The organism is Apibacter sp. B3919 (assembly GCF_026537405.1).
Taxonomy (GTDB): Bacteria; Bacteroidota; Bacteroidia; order Flavobacteriales; family Weeksellaceae; genus Apibacter.
The window spans coordinates 334,376-356,695 of record NZ_JAFNMG010000001.1; the positions used below are offsets into that span (position 1 = coordinate 334,376).

20 protein-coding genes are annotated in these 22,320 nt (G+C 30.2%); 11 read left to right on the forward strand and 9 right to left on the reverse strand.

The window, feature by feature from the left end:
• Positions 1 to 11 precede the first annotated feature (11 nt).
• Together J3U20_RS01610 and lpdA are read right to left on the reverse strand one after the other, a co-directional pair.
• The gene (locus tag J3U20_RS01610; RefSeq protein ID WP_160542117.1) at positions 12 to 581 is read right to left on the reverse strand and encodes a Maf family nucleotide pyrophosphatase; all 570 of its coding nucleotides are present in this window, start codon (positions 579 to 581) and stop codon (positions 12 to 14) included.
• A gap of 157 nt (positions 582 to 738) precedes the next feature.
• Positions 739 to 2,127 carry a dihydrolipoyl dehydrogenase gene (lpdA, locus tag J3U20_RS01615; protein WP_160542118.1) on the reverse strand — a complete coding sequence of 463 codons (1,389 nt, stop codon included), beginning with the start codon at positions 2,125 to 2,127 and terminating at the stop codon, positions 739 to 741.
• Between the two features lie 150 nt (positions 2,128 to 2,277).
• On the opposite strand from lpdA, the gene J3U20_RS01620 reads away from it, so the two are divergent.
• The gene (locus J3U20_RS01620) at positions 2,278 to 2,595 is read left to right on the forward strand and encodes a TM2 domain-containing protein (RefSeq protein WP_185149849.1); all 318 of its coding nucleotides are present in this window, start codon (positions 2,278 to 2,280) and stop codon (positions 2,593 to 2,595) included.
• A 46-nt stretch (positions 2,596 to 2,641) separates the two neighbouring features.
• Here J3U20_RS01620 and J3U20_RS01625 read toward each other — a convergent pair whose 3' ends face one another.
• Positions 2,642 to 7,117, reverse strand: a complete 4,476-nt coding sequence (locus J3U20_RS01625) for a translocation/assembly module TamB domain-containing protein (protein WP_160542119.1) — start codon at positions 7,115 to 7,117, stop codon at positions 2,642 to 2,644.
• Between the two features lie 2 nt (positions 7,118 to 7,119).
• On the opposite strand from J3U20_RS01625, the gene tsaD reads away from it, so the two are divergent.
• On the forward strand, positions 7,120 to 8,136 hold the full coding sequence (tsaD, locus tag J3U20_RS01630; protein WP_160542120.1) for a tRNA (adenosine(37)-N6)-threonylcarbamoyltransferase complex transferase subunit TsaD: 1,017 nt from the start codon (positions 7,120 to 7,122) through the stop codon (positions 8,134 to 8,136).
• Between the two features lie 4 nt (positions 8,137 to 8,140).
• On the forward strand, positions 8,141 to 8,764 hold the full coding sequence (locus J3U20_RS01635; protein WP_160542121.1) for a hypothetical protein: 624 nt from the start codon (positions 8,141 to 8,143) through the stop codon (positions 8,762 to 8,764).
• A gap of 38 nt (positions 8,765 to 8,802) precedes the next feature.
• Here the strand turns inward: J3U20_RS01635 and J3U20_RS01640 are convergent, their stop codons facing one another.
• Entirely contained in the window at positions 8,803 to 9,609 is an 807-nt protein-coding gene (locus J3U20_RS01640) for a M48 family metallopeptidase (RefSeq protein ID WP_160542122.1), read from the reverse strand.
• Positions 9,610 to 9,698: 89 nt separating this feature from the next.
• Between J3U20_RS01640 and metK the strand changes: the two genes are divergently transcribed.
• The 4 genes from metK to J3U20_RS01660 are packed head-to-tail and all read left to right on the forward strand — an operon-like array spanning position 9,699 to position 12,586.
• Positions 9,699 to 10,967: a methionine adenosyltransferase gene (gene metK, locus J3U20_RS01645; protein WP_160542123.1), complete on the forward strand. Its 1,269-nt coding sequence runs from the start codon at positions 9,699 to 9,701 to the stop codon at positions 10,965 to 10,967.
• A 16-nt stretch (positions 10,968 to 10,983) separates the two neighbouring features.
• Positions 10,984 to 11,394, forward strand: coding sequence for a Holliday junction resolvase RuvX (gene ruvX, locus J3U20_RS01650; protein WP_160542124.1), 411 nt, complete (start codon positions 10,984 to 10,986; stop codon positions 11,392 to 11,394).
• Between the two features lie 4 nt (positions 11,395 to 11,398).
• Complete coding sequence (gene def / locus J3U20_RS01655) at positions 11,399 to 11,974, forward strand: peptide deformylase (RefSeq protein WP_160542125.1); 576 nt, start codon at positions 11,399 to 11,401, stop codon at positions 11,972 to 11,974.
• Positions 11,975 to 12,016: 42 nt separating this feature from the next.
• Positions 12,017 to 12,586 (forward strand): DUF5606 domain-containing protein, encoded by a 570-nt coding sequence (locus J3U20_RS01660; protein ID WP_160542126.1) that lies wholly within the window; start codon positions 12,017 to 12,019, stop codon positions 12,584 to 12,586.
• A 136-nt stretch (positions 12,587 to 12,722) separates the two neighbouring features.
• On the opposite strand, the gene dnaJ is transcribed toward J3U20_RS01660, so the two are convergent.
• Positions 12,723 to 13,841, reverse strand: coding sequence for a molecular chaperone DnaJ (gene dnaJ, locus J3U20_RS01665; protein WP_160542127.1), 1,119 nt, complete (start codon positions 13,839 to 13,841; stop codon positions 12,723 to 12,725).
• Positions 13,842 to 13,869: 28 nt separating this feature from the next.
• Complete coding sequence (locus J3U20_RS01670) at positions 13,870 to 14,415, reverse strand: nucleotide exchange factor GrpE (protein ID WP_160542128.1); 546 nt, start codon at positions 14,413 to 14,415, stop codon at positions 13,870 to 13,872.
• A 133-nt stretch (positions 14,416 to 14,548) separates the two neighbouring features.
• Between J3U20_RS01670 and J3U20_RS01675 the strand changes: the two genes are divergently transcribed.
• The 4 genes from J3U20_RS01675 to J3U20_RS01690 all read left to right on the forward strand — a co-directional run bounded on the left by J3U20_RS01675 (position 14,549) and on the right by J3U20_RS01690 (position 20,259).
• Positions 14,549 to 15,529: an acyl transferase gene (locus J3U20_RS01675; protein ID WP_160542129.1), complete on the forward strand. Its 981-nt coding sequence runs from the start codon at positions 14,549 to 14,551 to the stop codon at positions 15,527 to 15,529.
• A gap of 132 nt (positions 15,530 to 15,661) precedes the next feature.
• Positions 15,662 to 16,246 (forward strand): YdcF family protein, encoded by a 585-nt coding sequence (locus tag J3U20_RS01680; protein WP_160542130.1) that lies wholly within the window; start codon positions 15,662 to 15,664, stop codon positions 16,244 to 16,246.
• A gap of 21 nt (positions 16,247 to 16,267) precedes the next feature.
• Positions 16,268 to 18,970 carry a PD-(D/E)XK nuclease family protein gene (locus J3U20_RS01685; protein WP_160542131.1) on the forward strand — a complete coding sequence of 901 codons (2,703 nt, stop codon included), beginning with the start codon at positions 16,268 to 16,270 and terminating at the stop codon, positions 18,968 to 18,970.
• Between the two features lie 62 nt (positions 18,971 to 19,032).
• Positions 19,033 to 20,259 (forward strand): aminotransferase class V-fold PLP-dependent enzyme, encoded by a 1,227-nt coding sequence (locus tag J3U20_RS01690; RefSeq protein ID WP_160542132.1) that lies wholly within the window; start codon positions 19,033 to 19,035, stop codon positions 20,257 to 20,259.
• A 177-nt stretch (positions 20,260 to 20,436) separates the two neighbouring features.
• Here the strand turns inward: J3U20_RS01690 and J3U20_RS01695 are convergent, their stop codons facing one another.
• Genes J3U20_RS01695 through J3U20_RS01705 form a run of 3 tightly spaced genes read right to left on the reverse strand, consistent with a single transcriptional unit; the run spans position 20,437 to position 22,281 of the window.
• Positions 20,437 to 21,249 carry a TPM domain-containing protein gene (locus tag J3U20_RS01695; RefSeq protein ID WP_160555773.1) on the reverse strand — a complete coding sequence of 271 codons (813 nt, stop codon included), beginning with the start codon at positions 21,247 to 21,249 and terminating at the stop codon, positions 20,437 to 20,439.
• Positions 21,221 to 21,643: a TPM domain-containing protein gene (locus J3U20_RS01700; RefSeq protein ID WP_160542134.1), complete on the reverse strand. Its 423-nt coding sequence runs from the start codon at positions 21,641 to 21,643 to the stop codon at positions 21,221 to 21,223. Before J3U20_RS01700 ends, J3U20_RS01695 begins: the two co-directional genes overlap by 29 nt.
• A 20-nt stretch (positions 21,644 to 21,663) precedes the next feature.
• Positions 21,664 to 22,281, reverse strand: a complete 618-nt coding sequence (locus tag J3U20_RS01705) for a LemA family protein (RefSeq protein WP_105297555.1) — start codon at positions 22,279 to 22,281, stop codon at positions 21,664 to 21,666.
• Between the last annotated feature and the right edge of the window lie 39 nt (positions 22,282 to 22,320).

Here is a 22,320-nt window from a genome sequence, read left to right on the forward strand (position 1 = left end):
TATAAGATAGGTTAAAAGGTTAGATTTTCAAGATATTCATAGACTATATGCGTTGGTAATCCCATAATAGTAAAAAATGAACCGTTTATTTTATCGATTTTAGCCAACCCTATCCAGTCTTGAATACCATAAGAACCCGATTTATCATAGGGTTTGAAATGAGATAGGTAAAATTCAATTTCTTTTTCATTCATAGGTAAAAAATGAACTTCTGTACAATCCGTAAAAACCTTAAAATCATTTTTGGTTGAAAATCCAACAGAAGTAAACACTTTATGTGAATTTCCTGATAATTCAAACAACATTTTTTTTGCTTGTTCGAAATTTTCAGGTTTTTCCAATGCATGATCTTTCATCCAGACAATGGTATCCGCTGTGATCACAACCGTTTGATCAGCTACTTCTCCATAGTGTTTAGATTTCTGCTCTGCTAAATATTCGGTAATTTGATTTTCTTTTAATAAGGGAGAATAACTTTCATCTATATTTAAATGTAGGGTCTCAAATTTATAATTTAAACTTTTTAAAAGTTCTTGTCTTCGTGGAGATTGAGAAGCTAAAATAATTTTAAATGTATTCATATAGTTGTAATTCGATAATCAATAAGTTAAAAAATAAAAGACTATCTTATGAATAGATAGTCTTTTATTTTAAAATTATATTTTGCATCCATTATATATTTATTTAAATAGAATAAGAATTCACACTATTTAAACAGAACTATATAACTAAACAATATTATAAATCGATTGCTTCTCCATATGCCGCCTCTGTTGCACCTTTAAATGCTTCTGAAATAGTCGGATGTGGATGCACAGTGGTTAAAATTTCATGTGAAGTAGCTTCTAATCTTCTCACAGCTACAGCTTCCGCAATCATATCAGTAACTCCGTTACCAACCATATGACAACCTAATAACTCACCGTATTTTGCATCATAAATAACTTTTATAAAACCATCAGTGTCACCGTTAGCTGTTGCTTTACCGGATGCTACAAAAGGAAATTTACCCACTTTAATATCATAACCTGCTTCTTTGGCTTTTTTCTCTGTCATTCCCACAGAAGCGATTTCAGGAGAACAATAAGTACATCCCGGAATGTTTCCATAATCAATAGGTTCAACATTCATACCTTTAATTTTTTCAACACAAAGAATTCCTTCTGCAGAAGCTACGTGGGCTAAAGCAGGGCCGGGAATAACATCACCAATGGCATAATAGCCCGGAATGTTTGTATTGTAAAAACTGTCAACAAGGATTCTTCCTTTATCTGTAGATATTCCTACCTCTTCTAATCCTATATTTTCAATATTTGCGGTAATACCTACTGCAGATAAAATAATATCTGCTTCTAAAGTTATTTCCCCGTTCGCTGTTTTAACAAAAGCTTTAACTCCGTCTCCCTGATTTTCAACTCTTTCAACTGAAGAATTAACCATAACTTCTATACCATGTTTTTTAATAGATTTTTCAACATGTTTGGAAACTTCTTCGTCTTCGACAGGGACAATATTAGGTAAAAATTCAACTACGGTTACTTTAGCTCCCATGGTTGCATAGAAATATGCAAATTCAATACCTATAGCTCCTGAACCAACTACAATCATAGATTTAGGCATAGTTGGAAGAGTAAGGGCTTCTCTATAACCGATTATTTTTTTACCATCTTGAGGTAAATTAGGTAATACTCTTGATCTTGCACCGGTAGCAATAATAATGTGAGATGCTGAATATTCTGTTACTTTACCATCTTTATCAGTAACCTCTATTTTTTTTCCGGGCTTAACTTTGGCATTTCCGTTAATTACATCAATTTTATTTTTTTTCATAAGGAAGCCAACCCCTTTATTCATTTTATCGGCTACTCCCCTACTGCGTTTAATAACATTAGAAAAATCAAAAGATGATTCGGTTTTATTCAATCCAAATTCTTCAGCATGATTTATTTCTTCATATACGTGAGCACTTTTAATAAGAGCTTTAGTTGGTATACATCCCCAGTTTAAACAAATTCCTCCTAGATTTTCTCGCTCTACTACAGCTGTTTTAAAACCTAATTGAGCGGCTCTAATAGCAGCAACATATCCACCGGGCCCGCTACCTATAACTATAATATCATAATTCATGGTACAGATTATTTTGTTGACAAAAATACTATTTTTTTTCCAAAAAGAAGATTTATATATATAAACCCAAAAAATGCATAATATTTGTTTATAATTTAAAAAATATTATAAGATTACGGTTTTATTAATATTTAATATAAATAAAAATATATGCAAGAAACGAATCAAACTTATAGTAATTCATATGAAATTTCACAAGATCAACTTAAAGATGCTAATAGTAAAAAATTAATATCCGGAATTTGTGGTATTCTACTAGGTAGTTTTGGTATTCATAAATTTTACTTAGGGTATAATAAAGAAGGCTTAATTATGTTATTAATTACTTTATTAACTTCATGGTTTACTTGTGGTGGAGGCGCAATTGTAATGGGTATTATAGGATTAATTGAAGGAATTTTGTACCTTACCAAATCTGATAAAGAATTTTATAAGACTTATATTTTAAATCGTAAAGGGTGGTTTTAATAAAATTTATAATAATTTATAACGCTATAATTAATTTTGGAATCCATTAGTGAGTACTAATGGAATCCTTTTTATCCTTTATAATTTCTTTTTTCTTTCTCTTTTTACTAAACAAATCACTGAATTTATTAAAAGATTTTTTGTAAACTATTCCCCCGCCATACGATTGATTATTTGCCCCTGTAGTGGATAATACCGATGTTTCCAATCCAAAAGTGGAAGGTTTTGAAAAACCATTAATAATTAGCGATTTATCATTGTTTTTTGATATGTCATAATTAATTTTTGCCCCATAGGTCCATACGTCGGCTGCACTTTTTTGTTCCAGAGGCATATTAACTGATCCAACTATGGATAACCTTTGATTCACTTTAAATGTAGGGTCTAAAGAGATCCGGTCACTTGTATCGTCGACTCTTGAACCGGCATTAAAATTAGCATCCAGAGAAAATACTCCACTTATATTATTTATTGCAGAAGTTAATTGTTTCAATACTACATCATAAGCAGAAGAAGCATAACTGCTACCTCCCATCTTATCGGATAAAAAGCTTCCAAAAACAACAATTCCGGCTACTTGATTGTATTTTTCCCCTTCATTATTATTTAGTTTAGTATTGAGTTGATCACGAACCGAAGAAGAAGCATCTGCTTGTATATCAAAAGTTAAACTTGGTTTGGATAAATATCCGGTTAATAATGCCGAAACTGTTACATTAGAAGCGGGAACTGTAGATATACCCAAATAATCGCCAATATTACTTACTAATCTGGTATAGGAAGCGCGAATATTTAAATCGGCTTCGGTAGGACCACGATTTTCCCATCGGATAGTACTTCCGGGAACGATAGTAAAATCCTTATTAACAAACATATTATAATAATATTTGCTATCACCGGTTATTGTGTAAGTACCGTCCATAGAAATAACTCCTGCTTTGGACATATCAAATTTTAGATGTTTTGCATCTCCCCGAACCACTATTTTATCTCCGGTTTCTTGACTAATAATTAGATTAACTACAGATTTATTGTCTGCTGTAACATCTGCACGTATGGATAATCCCATAGGTGGTTTAGTTTCTTTTTCATCACCTTCTTTATGTTGTTCAGGAATGAATTTGATAAATTGAATGTCGGTAGCATTAGTTGTACTACTGCTGTTTATTGTGAGGCTGCTTCCCTCAAGAGCCATGGCAGTTGCCGAAATATCAATACCTTTATCCGTAGTTCCTGTTATGGAAAAATTACCTGAAGCATAAATAGTTCCATAAAAAAGATCATTTTCTTTCATGGTAGTATTCAACACTAAAAGTTTATCCGAAGTAAAGTCTAGGTTCATTCCCCATTCGGAAAAATTTTTAGTCATTAAAGGTCCGAAAACTACTCCCTTAGTTTTCCTTTGAGTATCCATTAACTCAATATTATCAAATAAAAATATACCGTCAGATATTTGTAAATCTTGATCTTTAGTAAGTTGATAATCAACCCCTAAAAAGTTAACTTTAAATCCAACTTTAGACATTGTAAGGGATCCTTGATATTTAGGAGAAGTTATATCTCCTGAAATTTGAACATTTCCGGTGGCAGTTCCTCTGAAATTTGAGAATATACTTTGTAAAAAAGTCCCTATAGGAGCAATGTTCATTTGATTGGCTTGTAAATCTATATTCAATTGAGAAGGCTTACCATTTTGATTGGCTATATATCCGTCAGCTAAAAAACGATCTTGTCCGGAGTCTTCTAATTTACTTTGTAGTAAATATCTGTTGGTTTTAGCATCGTAAATTGCTCTCATGGCCAAATTCCCTAAATTTTGACCATTAAATTTCAATTGATCAATATAAAGATCCACAAGCGGTTTAAGTTCACTTGAATTTTTAAGTACTTTGGCAGATCCATTGGCAACACCCTCAAAAGACATATCTTTAAGTAAGCTGTGAGGTAATATTTTTTCTAATTTAACATCTTTTAAATTCAGATCAAAAGTATATTCGTTTTTGGTGGTATATTCTCCGGACAATAAAATTTCAGAATTTTCAGATGTTAATTCAATTTTTTGTAAAACTAATTTGTTAGTTAATAAATTATATTTCGCAATGGCTTCATCCGATTTAAAATTAGGATTCAGTTTCCATTTTGCTTGTGCCAAATTAATATTAGAAGGTTTAAATCCAATAATAATATCATTATTTTTTTGAGTTTGATATAAATTTAAATCAAAATTAGTTTGTTTTTCTTTATATTTTCCATGATAAAAATTCGTGGAAACAAAAAGGGAATCATTTTTATTATATCCGGAAAAATTGATTTTTTCAATATTCGTATTGTCTATATTTAGAGAAGATAAAGATCCCATAAATTGTCGTAAGGTATCTTCTGTATTTAAAAATATATTCGGATTGGTTAGTTTGATATTTTTATAATATATATATTCTGAAATCATTTGTGCCTGTAACTTATTCCCATTGCCAACATACCTTCCTGTAATAGTCGTTCCCGGGGATAAGTTAACATCCATCATTAATAAATCAAATAAATCCTTTTGTATATCCAAAATAAATGAAAACTCTTGATTGTCAAATCGTTTATTAGTTTTAAAATTAGCTACCAGGTTCCCAATTCCTTTCTGTAACATATCAGGAATATCTTCTAATTTGTATTTACCATAAATATTGGCAGTAATCATGTTCGGAGAAAAAATATCTAAATTTCGATTTCCTTCTTCAAAACTTGTTTTAATTTGAATATCATTATAATTTGTAGTTTTACCATTATCTTCTAGAGAAATTGAATTAATGTTGATTTGTCCAATTAAATCATCAATGGAGCTGAATTCAATATCTGCTTTAACAAATCCTTTAAATGATTTATTTTTATCGGCTTGAGAAGTAAAATAGCCTAAATTTAATGATTGGATATCTACATCAAAGTTGGTTTTAATATATTTTTGAGCGAAATTTATTGTACCATTAAAGTCAAAATTAGCGTATTTATCATCGGAAATAATTTTACCTTCAAAAATTTTATCTCTTAAGTTACCCACAGCTGAAATATCATTAATCGTTTTACCATTAATAACTAAGCTATTCAGTTTTGCATCAAATTTAGTTTCCATATGGTCCAGATTAAATCCGCTGCCGTCAAATTGAATTTTAGCGGATATGGGACCTAGTGTTGTTGTTTTAATAAAAGAAGCTAAATTTAATTGGTATGTTTCTAATTTTCCTTTATATCTAGGTTTTTGGGAAGCGTAATCTTTTAATTGAGCATCCGCTATTACTGTACCTAAAGAGCTAATCATTTTACCATTTATACTAAGGTCTTTTTTATCAATTAAAAATGAACCCATATAATTCATAGTTCCAAATTCTGATACAATTTTGGGTATTTCCTTAGAAATAAATTTCGGTAACCATGAATTAAGAGAGGCATATGAAGATTGAAGATGCGTTTCTTTGGTTTCTATATTAAAAGATTGGGAAGGATCATTACTAACTAAATTTTTCAACACTAAGCTAGGGGAAGAATAAAAAGTACCGTTAACCGATAAGATTGGATTAGTTAATGTTAAATTATTAAGTGTACCATTAACTTTCGAAGAAATGTTAAGTATAGAATTAGTATCCCAGTTTTTTACAAAATATCGTATGTCTTTACCTGATACTTTACTTCCTTTGGTAACATCCATATTCCATGCTACTTGATCAGAAAAGTTGCTCAATCCATTTTCTTTGGTGTGATTAAAAAATAAAGAACCTAATAACAATGAGGTATCTGATTCAAAAAGAAGGTCTTTGAAAGAAAGTTCTGTTTCTGAATAATGAATATCGGATGAAAATTGGTAAACCGTATAATTTTCCTTATGCCTTTTAGCTTTGAAATTAAATTGCTCAACTAAAACCCTTACATCCGAATTAAAAACATCAACGCTGGAAGCTTTTAAATTTAATTCAGAAGTATCTAACCAGACTTGATCTTCTAATGGTAAATTTTGATTTACAATTGAAAATCGACCATTGATTATATCTACCCTTCCGTTTAATTTAAAATCTTTTTTTTGAGAAGGTTTATCTGAGTTAAAATTATCTATGAAAATAGAAAAATTATCATGATTTTCATTTTTATAAGTAATTACTTTGATGACAGGATCTTGTAAACGCAATTGATCAATTTTGATATCATCAACATGCTTAATTACCAAATTTTCAATTAGAGATAAGGTATTTAAATATCCTTTTAATTCTTTTACGGTTAGTAAATTATTCTGATGATGATCTTTAATAATTACATCATGTAAAGTAAGATTTCCAAAATAATCAACTTCAATTCTTTGAGCAGAAATCGAAGTTTTAAATTCTTTGTTTAAATAAGAAAGTGCCTCTTTTGCTATTTTATCTTTTACAGAAGGTAAATTTATAACAATAATTAAAGATAGAAGTAATAAAAATAAAATGCAAAAAGCATAGAGAATTGCCTTGGATGATTTAAAAAATATTTTTTTAATTAGTAACTTTGTCATAAATGAAAACACCCATTATTTTAGGAATAGAATCGTCATGTGATGATACATCAGCAGCTGTAATACAAGGTAAAAAAATACTATCTAATGTAGTATCTACCCAAAAAATACACCAAAATTATGGCGGTGTAGTTCCGGAATTAGCCTCTCGTGCACATTTACAAAATATTATACCCGTTGTACATCAAGCAATTCAATTAGCAAATATAAATAAAAAAGCAATTGATGCGATATCTTTTACCCGTGGTCCGGGTTTATTAGGTTCCTTATTAGTAGGTACCAGTTTTGCTAAATCATTATCTATGTCATTGAACGTTCCTCTTATTGAAGTTAATCACATGCAGGGGCATATATTTGCACATTTTATTGAGGATGATTCTAAAGAAAATATATCATTTCCATTTTTATGTCTTACGGTAAGTGGTGGACATACCCAAATTGTTCAGGTAAATGATTATTTTGATATGGAAGTGTTGGGAGAAACTTTGGATGATGCGGCGGGCGAAGCTTTTGATAAGATAGGTAAAATTTTGGGACTTGAATATCCGGCAGGACCTACAATTGATAAACTTTCTCAAAATGGAGATAAATATAAATTTAAATTTCCTTTACCAAAATTGGAAGGAATCAAATTTTCCTTTAGTGGTATAAAGACTTCCGTGCTTTATTTCATACAAAAAGAACTACAGAAAAACCCGGACTTTATAAAAGAGAATCTTGAAGATATATGTGCATCCGTCCAAAAAACAATCCTATCTTCATTGTTAGATAAATTAAAGTTGGCTATTGAAATTACGGGAATTAAAAATGTAGCAATTGCCGGTGGTGTTTCGGCGAATTCGGAGTTAAGGAGAGAGATAAAAAAATTAGAATTAGAAAAAAATTGTAAAACATTTATCCCCAAATTCGAATATACTACAGACAATGCAGCCATGATTGCCGTGGTTGGAAGCATTAAATATAAACATAATAAATTTTCTGATCTTAAAACTATAGCTACCGCTAGATATAAAATGTAAGATTATGATTGGTAATAACTTTTATAAAAAAAGCTTACTATTTATTTTAAGTTTATTAATTTTTAATTCCTGTAAAAAAGAGTCCCTATTGTTGAACGATGATTTTCATATCAATACCAATCACTGGGATACGATATCTACAGATGCACTATATACTAAATTTGAAAAAGGACATTTATTGATGAAGGCTGATTTGAAAAATGTTTTAAATTATTCTTTGCTCTCCCTTCCAATATCCGATCGAAATATAACCTATACTACTTCATTACAAATTAATAGTTTTTATGATCCTAATGGCGTTGCGGGTATAATTTTATATGCTGATGATCGAAAATATCCTGAAAATTATCTCCTATTTGGAATTAATGCAGAAAACGAAGTAGTTATATCATACGAGAGCAAAAGAGAAGGAAAATCACAAATTTATTTTAAACAAAAAACTCAAAAATATAAAAAAAAGGAAAAGAATAGTTTTTCAATCGTAACAGACAAAAGTTCTATTCAATTCCTTTTGAATGGTAAAATATTGACAACCATATCCAAAAATAAAGAATTAGGATCCTATTTTGGTTATATGGTAATCAATTCGAATATATCTGTTTCTTCTCTTCAAATTAAAAGTCATTAGTTAAAGCCAAATTACATGCCAATAAAGACTAATTCAAATTAATTAGTTTTATAAGCTTGATAGTATTGTAATGCTTTAGGCATTATTTTATTTATATCAGCAATTCTATTTTGAGGATTCGGGTGCGTGGAAAGAAATTCAGGTGTATCGGAACTTCCGGTAGCGTCAATCATTCTTTGCCAAAATAAAGGGGCTTGTCTAGGATCATATCCTGCCATTGCCATAATATATAAACCCATTTCATCTGCATCAGATTCTTGTTTACGACCATAACGTAAAAGAGTGATGCCACTGGCTACGGGGTAATATTGATTAATTGCCGAACGCAAGGCTTGGTTGTTGGTAACCCCTCCTAATACCTGTCCACCGATTTCTGAAATATATGATTGTGAAATTTTTTCAGCTCCGTGACCTGCCAGAGCATGGGCAATTTCATGTCCCAAGACAACAGCTAGTCCTGTATCGTCTTTACAAATAGGTAAAATTCCTGAATATACAGCCACTTTTCCTCCGGGCATACACCATGCATTAACCGTTTTGGGATCATCAATTAATACAAATTGCCATTGATAACCGTTTAAAGCTGAAGACTTCCCAATAGATCTATAATAATCTTCTGCGGCTTTTTTTATTCTGTTACCCACTTCTTCCACTTGCCTTGCTTGAGGAGTTCCTGTAATAATTTTATTGGAAGATAAAACTTCTTGATATTGCTGAAATGAGGATGGCAATAATTGAGAGTTGGATACAAAATTTAATGATTTTCTTCCGGTTAAAGGATTAGTTGCACATGCTACTGTTAATAAAGATGCTAGCGATAGTAATAAGCATTTTTTTGAATTCATAAACTCTATAATAATTTTTGAAATATAGTAAATTTATTAATTAATGTTCTTAAATTTGCAATGATTATAATAAAATAAAAGCAAAAAATATGCCTTACTTATTCACATCCGAATCGGTTTCGGAAGGCCATCCAGATAAAGTTGCTGATCAGATTTCAGATTCGATATTAGATAATTTTTTAGCATTTGATCCCGATTCTAAGGTAGCTTGTGAAACTTTAGTTACTACCGGTCAGGTAGTATTAGCCGGAGAAATTAAATCCAACACATATATTGATGTTCAGCATATTACTAGAGATATTATAAAAAAAATAGGCTATACGAAAAGTGAATATAAATTTGAAGCCGAATCTTGTGGTATTTTATCCGCTTTGCATGAACAATCGCAGGATATAAACCGCGGGGTGGATAAACAGAATAAAGAAGAACAGGGTGCAGGTGACCAAGGGATGATGTTCGGCTATGCCACCAATGAAACGGATAATTATATGCCTTTGGCTTTAGATATTTCACATAGCATCTTACGTGTGTTAGCTCGAATAAGAAAAGAAGGTCAAATTATGACCTATCTTCGTCCGGATGCAAAATCTCAAGTAACTATTGAATACGACGATAATAATAAGCCGATACGTATTGACACGATAGTTCTTTCTACACAACATGATATGTTCGATGAGGATGAAAAGGTTGTATTGGACAAAATTGCCAAGGACATTATTTCAATTGTTATACCTGAAGTTAAGGCAGAATCAAAAGATGAAATAAAAGCATTATTTGATGATAATATCACTTACCATATAAATCCAACCGGAAAATTTGAAATCGGAGGACCTCATGGAGACACCGGATTAACCGGAAGAAAAATAATTGTTGATACTTATGGTGGTAAAGGAGCTCATGGCGGTGGCGCATTTTCCGGAAAAGATCCTTCTAAGGTGGATCGTTCTGCTGCCTATGCTACCAGACACATAGCTAAAAATTTAGTTGCGGCAGGGGTTGCTGATGAAGTTTTAGTACAAGTTTCTTATGCTATTGGTATCACTGAACCGTGCGGTGTTTATATTAATACTTTTGGCAGTTCAAAAGTTAACCTGTCCGATGGAGATATAGCATTAAAAGTTGAAAAATTATTCGATCTAAGACCTTATGCTATAGAAAAAAGATTGAAATTAAGAAATCCAATATATACGGAGACAGCAGCCTATGGCCACATGGGAAGAAAGAACGAAATCGTTACAAAAAAATTTATAAGAAATCGTGAGAATGGAAAGACAGAAATAAAAGAAATCGAAGTAGAATTATTTACTTGGGAAAAATTAGATTATTTAGATCAAATTAAAGAAGCTTTTAATCTGTAAACTAATATTTATTTTCATGTCAAAAATACTGGCCATCGATTATGGTGAAAAAAGATCCGGATTAGCAGAAACGGATGATATGCAAATTGTTGCCAGTGGGTTGGCCGGAATTATGACTTCCAATTTGATTCCATTTCTTGAAAAATATATGGCTGAAAATTCCGTTGAAAAAATAATTATCGGTTTACCTGTTCGATTAAACGGAGAACTTTCAGATGTTGAAATTTCAATTCAAAAATTAATCAAGAAGATTACTTCTCTTTTTCCCAATATCCCGGTTGAAAGAGTGGATGAGAGATTTACTTCAAAAATTGCTTCTCACTTTATTAGTTTGAGTGGAAAAAATAAAAAAAATAGAGAAAATAAGCATTTATTGGATGAAGTAAGTGCTACTTTAATTTTACAAACCTATTTAGAGAAAAAATAAAATTATGATTTTACCTATTTATGGCTATGGAGAACCTGTTTTAAGAAAAAAAACAGTAGAAATCGGTAAAGATTATCCCGATTTAGATCAATTAATTGAAAATATGTATGAAACCATGTATAAAGCACATGGAATTGGTTTAGCAGCCCCACAAGTAGGATTGAACATACGTTTATTTGTAATTGATGCTTCTCCATTGGCAGAAGATGAGGATTATGTTGACATAAAAGACGAGTTAGCCCTTTGTAAGAAAGTTTTCATAAATCCGAAAATAACTAAAAGAGATGGTGAACTTTGGAAGTTTAACGAGGGTTGTTTAAGTATTCCTGATATTCGAGAAGATATTAAAAGATTGGAAAATATTACAATTGAATATTTTGATCAAAATTGGAATAAAAAAACTGAAAATTTTGGTGATGTTCGTGCGCGTATTATTCAACATGAATACGATCATATTGAAGGAATTCTGTTTACAGACTTATTATCTCCACTTAAGAAAAAATTACTAAAAGGTAAACTTGCCAATATTAGTAAAGGAAAGGTGGAGACTGAATACCGAATGAAATTTCCTTCTCATTAAATTTTAAAAGAAATTAATTAAAAATATAATTACATTATTGATATGGATCTTACTAAAATCATTGCAATTACAGGGAAATCCGGTTTATTTGAATTATTATCTCAAACTAAAGGAGGTTTCATTGTTAAAGATTTAGTTGCTCAAAAGAAATTGTCTATTAATGCAAATAGTCAAGTAAGTTTACTGCAAAACATTTCAATCTATACTCAAGATTCTGAAGTATCATTAATTTCAGTTTTAGTTTCAATTTCCAAAAAACATCAATTTAAAGAAATTGAATTTGATAAAAATGATACCAATACGTTAAGATCTTTAATGAAAGATGCTCAACCGGATTATGCAGAAGACAGAGTATATAATTCAGATCTTAAAAAGCTTTTTACTTGGTATAATATATTGGTTAAAAATGGTATCATAACTGAAGAAAGCGTAAAAGCTTATGAAGACAATCTAGCTAAAGCTTCGAATGATAGCCAAAAAGAAAATTCAGAAGATTGTAACATTTCACAAAAAACAGCTACTAATGAGGTATCAAATGGTGATACAAAAGATGAAGCCGGTGTAACTAAAAAATCTACGAAAAAAATACCTGCTAAGAAAAAAGCTGAATAGTATAAATAATTTTAAATATTATTAATGAAAAGGTATCAATGTAAAGTTGGTACCTTTTTGTATATTAACTATAAAAAAATCTTTGAGTATCATATATACTCAAAGATTTTTTTCTATATAAATTCCGGATAATTTTTTACATGAACATATCTTTGATCTTTTCAAAAAATGTTTTATCATTTTTTGATGGTTTAGGATGAAAATGTTCATTATCTAACATAGATTCAAAAAATTCTCTCTGCTCTTTAGTTAATTTATTCGGATTAGGTGTCCAAACATTGATATGAATAAATAAATCTCCGTATCCATATCCTTGAACTTGAGGCAATCCTTTATCTTTCAATCGTAGAATTTTCCCTGATTGAGTTCCGGAATCTACTGTAATTTTTACTTTTCCCGTGATCGTAGGAATTTCTTTTTTCGTACCTAAAATAGCTTCGGGTACAGAAATATATAGTTCATAATGAAGATTATCCCCTTCCCTTTTTAAATTTTCATCCTCAATTTCTTCAATCACAACGATTAAATCTCCGGGTATTCCTCCAAATGGAGCATCATTTCCTTTTCCTCTAACTTGCAGTTGAACTCCTTCTCTAACACCGGCAGGAATTTTAATGGATACTTCTTCTTCAACTTTAATTAAACCATGATTATTAGCACCCGGCGGTATATGATCCGCAACTTTACCGGTACCTCCACAAGTATTACATACTGATTGAGTTTGCATTTGTCCAAACGGAGTATTCATGATTCTTCTCGTTTGACCGGTCCCGTTACAGGTAGGACAATTTTTTGAGGTAGCTCCCGGAGCTAATTTAAATCTTTTTACTTTAACGGTTTTTTCAACACCGTTAATAATTTCTTTAAGAGTTAATGATAAACGGATACGTAAATTGGAGCCTTGAACTTGTTGAGGTCTTGAAGAAAAGCCGCCAAAACCGCCTCCGAAGGCACTACCGAAAATATCACCAAAATGGGAAAAAATATCTTCCATATTCATTCCCCCTCCAAAGCCACCACCGGCAGCCCCTCCTACTCCGGCATGACCGTATTGATCATACCTTGCTCTTTTTTGAGGATCACTTAAAACTTCATAAGCTTCAGCAGCTTCTTTGAATTTTTCTTCAGCTTCTTTATCACCGGGGTTTTTATCCGGGTGATATTTGAGTGCTTTTTTCCTATAGGCCTTTTTTAACTCTACTTCAGTTACACTCTTAGAAACCTCCAATACTTCGTAATAATCTCTTTTAGACATAATTTTTTATATAAACCTCTTTGAGTTCTTAATTTCCAATAACTACTTTTGCGTATCTAATTACTTTTTCATGCAATAAGTACCCTTTTTGAACCACATCTATAATTTTACCTTTTAGACTTTCATCAGGGGACGGGACTTGGGTAATTGCTTCATGATAATCAATGTTAAAATCATCACCGGCCTTTACATCAATAACAGTCAATCCTCTATCTTTCAAGGTATTGAACAACTTATTATAAATAAGTTTCACTCCTTCTAAAACAGAAAGATCATCCTCCTTTTTTTCAAGTTCGGTAATTGCGCGATCAAAATCATCCAATACCGGAAGTAAGGATTCTAAAATATCTTTATCCGAGTATTTAAGAAGATCCTGTCTCTCTTTAATTACACGTTTTTTATAGTTATCAAATTCAGCAAATAAACGGATATATCTGTCTTTTTCTTTTTCAAGTTTTTCTGTTAAGTCAGAGTTATTGTTAGGTTCTGACATATTTTCAGTATCCTTTAAATTTTCTTGATTGTTATTTTCTTCAATTAATTCGTTTTCTTCGTTATCACTTTGAATTGACATGGTTAAATTCTTTATTGGTTACTGATATTTATCAATTTTATTGCCATAATAAAAATGCTGTCAAATCGACCTATATTTAAAAAATTATTTAAATACTTCTTATTAAATTTGCATATAAAGTAAATATATTCAAATGTTGAAAAGTTTTGATATTTTTTCAATCAAATCGGAGGAAGAATTTAATTCACTCGCTATCCAAATTTTTTTGTATCAATATAAAAATAATATACCCTATAGAACTTTTGTTGATTTATTATCTATAGATTGTAATAAAATTCTCAATTATCGGCAAATACCTTTTTTACCGATTGAATTTTTCAAAACCAATACAATAGTTGATAAAAATTTCTCACCGAATTTATATTTTCAAAGTAGCGGTACTACATCCGAAAACCTATCCAAGCATTATATAGCAAATGAAGATATTTATAAACAAAGTATTTTAAATTCATTTTCAATTTTTTTCGGAGACCCTTCCGAATACATATATTTAGGTTTGCTTCCTTCTTATTTGGAGAGAAATAATTCTTCACTTATATATATGGTAAATTATTTAATGGAGCAATCGGAAAAGGTGGAAAATGGTTATTATCTACATAATTTCGATGATTTACATGTTATTATAAATCGACTGGAAAAAGAGAATAAGAAAGTTATTCTTTTTGGTGTTTCCTATGCTTTGTTAGATTTTGCAAATTCTTATCCTCAACAATTGAGAAATACTATAATTATCGAAACAGGAGGAATGAAGGGAAGAAAAAAAGAAATGACAAAAGATGAATTGCTAGCAGAATTAAAAAATTCTTTTCAGACCGATAAAATTTATTCGGAATACAGTATGACGGAATTATTGTCTCAAGCTTATTCTTTATCTAATAATGTTTATAAATGTCCTCCCTGGATGAAGATTTTAATTCGAGATGTGGATGATCCTTTTGAATATGTTGAAACAAATAGATCAGGAGGTGTCAATATCATAGACTTGGCAAATATTCATAGTTGTTCATTTATATCTACCCAAGATATTGGTAAAGATGAAGGCAAGGATGGTTTTAAAATTTTAGGAAGAATGGATAATTCTGATATTAGAGGGTGCAGTCTTTTATTATTATAAAATATAAAATTTACTAATTAAGCTTATTTTAACTAAAATTTGTATTTAATTTTAAACTTTTTTTATAAAAAAATAATAAATTTAATAAAATTATATATATAAGTTTTATTTCTCGGAATTGTAAATTGTAATATGTCTTATTACAGAAAATTAATAAAATATATTATTACAGGAATTATACTTTTATTCTTGTGGTTTATTCTTCATACCATTGCTATAATTATTGATGGGAACCAAGAAGATATCAGGGATGCAGACGTAGGAGTTATTTTTGGTACAAAAAATAAAACAGACGGTTCTATGCCTATGTCTTTAATACGAAGACTAAATATTGGTTTAAAATTATATAACGAAGGTCAAGTTCAAAAATTAATTGTTTCCGGAGGTTTAGCTAATAAAAACTTTTGTGAAGCTGATCTCATGCAGGAATACTTATTGGAACACGGCGTGCTTTTATCTGATATTATTTTGGATAATAAAGCCTTAAATACTGAAGAAAATGTGGAAAATTCATTAAAAATAATGAAAGATAACAATTACAGAAAATTAATTATTATATCACAATATTATCATATTTCACGTATTAAGCTGATGTATTATAAGCTAGGCTTTTATAATTTAGGTTCTGCAAGTTCTCATCACTATAGTAAAAGGCATCATTATATGTCATTAATAAGAGAATTTTTTGCCTATTACTATTATTATTTTTTTAAATAAATTAATTCTTTTTATATATTTATGCATACAAATTTTATAGAAAAAGTAATTGATGAGTTATTGGAAAAAAATAATGATTTATCTAAATTTACTATCATTATTCCCGGAAGAAGACCTATCATATTTTTTAAAAGATATCTTATTAAAAAAGGGTATAACGGATTTTTGCCTACTTTCTATACCATTGAAGATTTTATATACAAACATTCCCATTTAGTTAAAATCGAAAATATTCCTCTTTGGTTGGAAGCTTTTCAAATACAGAAAAAATTCGTAAATGCAGAGGAAACTCTTGATGAATTTTTAAAATGGATCCCTACTCTTCTTAAAGATTTTAACGATATAGAAATTTTCTCTGATAATCCTCATAGGGTTTTAGAGCATATGGCTTCCATTGAAAGAATAGAAAATTGGGTGAATAAGCTGGATACCACCAGTGAAAAAAAATTATATTATAAAAATGTAAAATTCTGGGAAAACAACATAATTTTATATAATAAATTAAAGGATTCTTTGGAGACTAAAGGATTGGGCACGTACGGAATGATTCTAAACCGTGTGTTAAGCCAATTAACAGGTATTCATATTCCTGAAAATGATAAGTATGTTTTTGTCGGATTAAATGCCTTAACGCCCAAAGAAGAAAAGCTGATTAAACATTATATATCACATGCCGAAACGTATTTATATTGGGATGCCGATAAATACTATTTAAACAATAGTAATCAAGAAGCCGGAGATTTTTTAAGGAAATATAAAAATTGGAATTATTATGCAACTCGAGATTTCAAATGGATAACTGATGATTTCAACCAAAAAAAAAATATACATGTAGTGAGTACTTCTCAAGACGTAGCTCAAGCCAAATATATCAGTTCAATCTTATCTACCCTTCCTGAAGAAGAGTTACACAATACCGCATTAGTATTAAGCGATGAATCAATTCTACCGGCAATATTGGAAAGCATACCTAAAAATATATCCCGAGTTAATATAACTATGGGATTTCCCCTTAAAAATTCATTTTTAGCATCATTATTTAAGCAAATTTTTAAATTACACATATTTAGAGAAAAAAATACATCCAAAGGATATTACTATAACGATATCTTATCCCTTCTTCAGAATCCATTATTACATAATACTACATCTGTTATTGAATTTATTTCTGAAATAAAAAGGAATAATCTTATCTATTTAACTGATTCTCTCATATATAAACGTTTAGGTAGTTCTTACTATTATTTTATATTTAAAGAATATGCAAATCCTATCGATTTGATACATAAACTTTATGAATTTTGTACTGAACAATTTTGGAAAACAGATTCTGATCATCAGGTGTTAAAAGAAAATTATTTAAAATTTAAAAATCTTTTCTCCCTTTTACATACACAATTATCCCAAGATCTTTCCATTCAAAATTTTTCTCTTCTTTATACATTTTATCAGCATGTAATCAATAATGAAACTATTGATTTTATTGGCGAACCGGTAGAGGGACTTCAAATTATGGGAGTTTTGGAAACTCGATTGCTAAGCTTTAAAAATATACTAATGACCGGAGTTAATGAAGGAATTTTGCCGGGTGGCAAAAATGACAATTCTTTTATTCCTTTTGATGTTAAGAAAAATTACGGAATCAATACTTTTCTTGAAAGTGATGCCATCTATGCGTATCATTTTTATAGATTAATACAACATGCACAAAACATTACCTTAGTTTATAATAATTATACTGAAGGTATTAACTCCGGAGAAAAAAGCAGATTTATTAATCAATTAGAATTTGAGTCTAAACATACCATAATAGAATCTGTAGCCACCTATGGAGGAAATTTAAAACAATCGAAGGAATTAATCATTGAAAAATCTCCTGCTGTACTGAATTCAATTCAAGATTGGCTAAAAAATCCTATTTCTCCTACTCATTTAACCAATTATCATTACAATCCAATCAATTTCTATTTGCAAAAGATTTTAAAGATTAATGAACAACAAGAGATGGAAGAGGAAATTTCTGCTTTAAATTACGGAAATTTGATTCATCATACTCTAGAGTCTATTTATTCCCCATGGCAAGGAAATAAACTAACGGAAAAGGAGTTACTTTCAGCTTTAAAAAATTATTCTGTTTATTTAAATAAATATATTGAAAAAGAATTAAATCCCGACTTATTTAAAAAAGGGCAAAATTACTTGCAAAAGCTGCTAGCGGAAAAAACCATAGAAAAAATATTGTTAAGAGATTTAACCGACCTAAAAAACGGTAATATCATTTTCTTAAAAGAAATTGAAAAAGAACTTAGTTCCACTATTAATTTACCTGAAATAGGCACCTTATTTTTGAAAGGATTTGTAGACCGCTGGGATAGTTTTAATGGCCAGGACCGAATTATAGATTATAAAACATCATCTATAGATACTCTTAAGTTTAAGTCAGATAGATTTGATCAAATTCAAGAAGATAAAAATTTTAAATTTTATATTCAGCTTGTTTTCTATGCTTATATGATTTTACATGAAAAACTTTCAGAATCGGTTAAGGTGGGAATTTGGAGTTTTAAAAAACCTTTTCGAGGATTGGAGATTTTAAAAATTGATTCTTCTGAAAGTTTAAACGAATCTCAAGCTACTATTTTATTTGAGGAAGTTTCCCGATTGATCTTAGAAATAGCCGATCCGGATATTCCATTTGTAGAAAAATTTTCTTTTATTAAATAATAACAAAAAAATAATTTTTAATTCAATTTAATCATTTAATTTTGAAGTTTAACTTTCTTACCATGAACGAAGATTTAAAAGATATAAAAAATATTTTTCCTATACTGAATCAGTTAGTAAATGGCAAACCTTTAGTCTATCTTGATAATGCTGCGACTACTCAAAAGCCGATTTCCGTAATAGAGGCAGAAGAAAAATATTATAAAACTATAAACTCTAATGTTCATAGAGGAATTCATACCTTAAGTCAATTGGCTACCGTGGAAATGGAAGAATCCCGAAAGTCTGTGCAACAATTTTTAAATGCAAAAAAGGATTACGAAATTATTTTTACTAAAGGAACGACCGATAGTATTAACTTAGTAGCTACAGGAATAGAACCCTTACTTAACGAAGGCGATGAAATAATTATATCCAATTTAGAACATCATTCGAATATCGTTCCTTGGCAATTATTAGCCGAACGAAAAAATCTAAAAATTAAAGTTATTCCTGTGGATGACAACGGAGATTTGATGATGGATGAATATGATCGACTCCTTTCGGAAAAAACTAAAATAGTAGCTGTAAATCATATTTCCAATGCATTGGGAGTAGTCAATCCAATTGAAGAAATAATTTCCAAAGCCCACAAAATAGGTTCATATGTGCTTATAGACGGAGCGCAAGCCGTATCTCATAGAAAAGTTGACGTACAAAATTTGGATGCCGATTTTTATGTATTCTCTTCACATAAGCTTTATGGTCCTACCGGTGTGGGTATTTTATACGGTAAAGAAAATATATTAGAATCCATGAAACCCTACCAGGGAGGTGGAGAAATGATTAAAGAAGTTACTTTTGAAAAGACGACCTATGCAGATTTGCCTTTTAAATTTGAAGCAGGTACTCCGAATATTTCTGGTAATATTGTCTTAAAAAATGCAATAGATTTTGTGCAAACTATAGGTTTTAAAAATATTAGTAAACATGAAGACGAAATTATGAAGTATGCTAAAAATAAACTTTCGCAATTAGATAATATAATCATCTATGCTCAAAATGCAAAACATACTTCCGGAGCACTTTCTTTTAATTTAGATATCGAAAATATTCATTCGTCTGATGTCGGGTTTATTTTAGATAAACAAGGGATAGCAGTAAGGACCGGACATCATTGCGCTCAACCCATTATGCAACGCTTGGGAATAAAAGGTACTGTTCGAGCATCATTTGCCATCTATACAACTAAGGAAGATATTGATCAATTAATTGTTGGAATGAATTTAGCTCAAAAAATGCTTAGATAAAACTAAATTATGATTAATTAAACAGTTATTTCAATCGTCTAATAAGGATGACAATATGTAATTAGAAAAGTCTGGCCGGCGATTATATAGTATTATTATATTCCTATTCATTTCCATATAAACACGAATAAATAATGAGGAAAATAATCGATAACTAATAGTTATATTTTTTAAATATTACCAACTACCACTGGCACCGCCGCCACCGAAGCTTCCTCCGCCGCCAAAACCTCCAAAACCACCACCTCGGGAACTACTGCCGCCACTTCCGCCAAATATACTTCCGCCGATAAATCCACCTAATCCACCCCAAAAATCATCATCATTATTCCTTCTCTTACCGTTTCGGTCATAATATGTGTTGTTTCTATTGTTTTTATGCATTAATATATACAACAGTATAATGAAAAATATAAATACAGCAACTATGATCCCTGAAGTAGTGTCATCAGTATCCTCCGGATTATCTGCTTTAAATTTCCCTTGAAGAACCTTTATAATTTGATCCGTACCGGAGTTTATAGCACCATAATAATCATTTTGTTGAAGATAAGGAATCATATATTGATGAATAATAGTACTGGAAGTATAGTCAGTCATGGCATCTTCCACTCCTCGCCCATTCTGTATAGCTAATTTATGATCATCGGAAGCTATTAATAATAAAATACCATTATTTTTATATTTTTGTCCAATTTGCCATTTTTCACCCCATTTGGCTCCCACATAATTGATATCATCACCATTTAATGTTTTAACAATACAAACAATTATTTCCGTGGAGGTTGAATCGCTATAAGATATTAGCTTATTATTTAATTTATTTTGTTGCTCTTCCGTAAGAATATTAGCATAATCATTAACGGGATAAATTATTTTTGGTTTTTCCGGGATTTTAAATTCCGTTTGGCCGTAAATGAAATTATTTAAAAATAATACGCCAAATAGGACTAAAATAATTTTAACGGGATATTTCATTGGGTAATTCATTTTCTATATTTTTTCCATCTCTTGGAAAAAATTTTTTCAATTTAGTTCCGGTTTTTAAAATTGCGTTGATTAATCCTTCTTTATAGTTATCTTTTTTAAATGAAAATGTAATTTCCTTTAAAAGTCCATCCCAAAAATTTTGATGCACATATTTATGAATGTTGACATCTCCAATTACAGCAATTTTTTTCTTATTTTCGGATACATAAAATAAGACACCATTTTTATCTTTTGTTTTTTCCATACCCAATTTGGTAAAGAGGGATTGCGCCGTGGCTAACGCATCCCCCGTTAGGTTTTGGTCTAAATGTACCCTAATTTCCCCTGTAGACATCGCTTCGGCTTGTCTAATGGCTTCAATAATATCTTCTTCGTCCCGGGGTGAAAATAACATTCTAAAAGTAGTTTTAAAAATTATTTACCGTTTAACAATTGATCAACATTTGGAGCTTTTTCAGCACCTGCATCGGCTTTAAATGTACCTTTTTCTTTAAAATTTCTAAAATTAGCTACAATACTTGCGGGAAACTTTTGTATATAATTGTTATAGGTTGTAACAGATTGGTTGAAGTTATCTCTATCGATTTTAATTCTATTTTCTGTTCCCTCCAATTGATTTTGAAGTCCTAAAATATTTTGATTGGCTTTTAAATCAGGGTATTTTTCAATAGTAACTAATAATCTTCCTAAAGCAGAACCTAAGCCGGATTGCGCTTTTTGATATTCAGCTAATTTTTCAGGAGATAAATTTGAAGGATCAATCTGTACTGAAGTTGCTTTTGCTCTGGCTTCAATTACAGAAGTAAGAGTTTCTTTCTCATAATTGGTTGCTTTATTAACGGTTGCTACTAAACCGGGTACTAAGTCTGATCTTCTTTGATATGAACTTTCTACAGCACTCCATTTTAAATTTACATCGTTATTTAGTTCAATCATATTATTATTAATGCTTACCCCCCACATAAATACTCCGATTACAATTATAGCGATTAATCCTATAATACCACCTCCGATTAAACATCCTTTTTTCATAATTTTTACTTAAATTTATATTTACGATTAATTAATTAT

Excerpts from the sequence above, each read along its gene's own strand:
- dnaJ (WP_160542127.1), bottom strand. The coding sequence starts at position 13,841 with ATGTCTAAAAGAGATTATTACGAAGTATTGGAGGTTTCTAAGAGTGTA.
- J3U20_RS01620 (WP_185149849.1), top strand. The coding sequence starts at position 2,278 with ATGCAAGAAACGAATCAAACTTATAGTAATTCATATGAAATTTCACAA.
- J3U20_RS01635 (WP_160542121.1), top strand. The coding sequence starts at position 8,141 with ATGATTGGTAATAACTTTTATAAAAAAAGCTTACTATTTATTTTAAGT.
- J3U20_RS01625 (WP_160542119.1), bottom strand. The coding sequence starts at position 7,117 with ATGACAAAGTTACTAATTAAAAAAATATTTTTTAAATCATCCAAGGCA.
- J3U20_RS01705 (WP_105297555.1), bottom strand. The coding sequence starts at position 22,281 with ATGAAAAAAGGATGTTTAATCGGAGGTGGTATTATAGGATTAATCGCT.
- metK (WP_160542123.1), top strand. The coding sequence starts at position 9,699 with ATGCCTTACTTATTCACATCCGAATCGGTTTCGGAAGGCCATCCAGAT.
- J3U20_RS01695 (WP_160555773.1), bottom strand. The coding sequence starts at position 21,249 with ATGAATTACCCAATGAAATATCCCGTTAAAATTATTTTAGTCCTATTT.
- J3U20_RS01680 (WP_160542130.1), top strand. The coding sequence starts at position 15,662 with ATGTCTTATTACAGAAAATTAATAAAATATATTATTACAGGAATTATA.
- J3U20_RS01685 (WP_160542131.1), top strand. The coding sequence starts at position 16,268 with ATGCATACAAATTTTATAGAAAAAGTAATTGATGAGTTATTGGAAAAA.
- J3U20_RS01670 (WP_160542128.1), bottom strand. The coding sequence starts at position 14,415 with ATGTCAATTCAAAGTGATAACGAAGAAAACGAATTAATTGAAGAAAAT.
- J3U20_RS01700 (WP_160542134.1), bottom strand. The coding sequence starts at position 21,643 with ATGTTATTTTCACCCCGGGACGAAGAAGATATTATTGAAGCCATTAGA.
- J3U20_RS01660 (WP_160542126.1), top strand. The coding sequence starts at position 12,017 with ATGGATCTTACTAAAATCATTGCAATTACAGGGAAATCCGGTTTATTT.
- ruvX (WP_160542124.1), top strand. The coding sequence starts at position 10,984 with ATGTCAAAAATACTGGCCATCGATTATGGTGAAAAAAGATCCGGATTA.
- lpdA (WP_160542118.1), bottom strand. The coding sequence starts at position 2,127 with ATGAATTATGATATTATAGTTATAGGTAGCGGGCCCGGTGGATATGTT.
- tsaD (WP_160542120.1), top strand. The coding sequence starts at position 7,120 with ATGAAAACACCCATTATTTTAGGAATAGAATCGTCATGTGATGATACA.
- J3U20_RS01690 (WP_160542132.1), top strand. The coding sequence starts at position 19,033 with ATGAACGAAGATTTAAAAGATATAAAAAATATTTTTCCTATACTGAAT.
- J3U20_RS01675 (WP_160542129.1), top strand. The coding sequence starts at position 14,549 with ATGTTGAAAAGTTTTGATATTTTTTCAATCAAATCGGAGGAAGAATTT.
- J3U20_RS01640 (WP_160542122.1), bottom strand. The coding sequence starts at position 9,609 with ATGAATTCAAAAAAATGCTTATTACTATCGCTAGCATCTTTATTAACA.
- def (WP_160542125.1), top strand. The coding sequence starts at position 11,399 with ATGATTTTACCTATTTATGGCTATGGAGAACCTGTTTTAAGAAAAAAA.
- J3U20_RS01610 (WP_160542117.1), bottom strand. The coding sequence starts at position 581 with ATGAATACATTTAAAATTATTTTAGCTTCTCAATCTCCACGAAGACAA.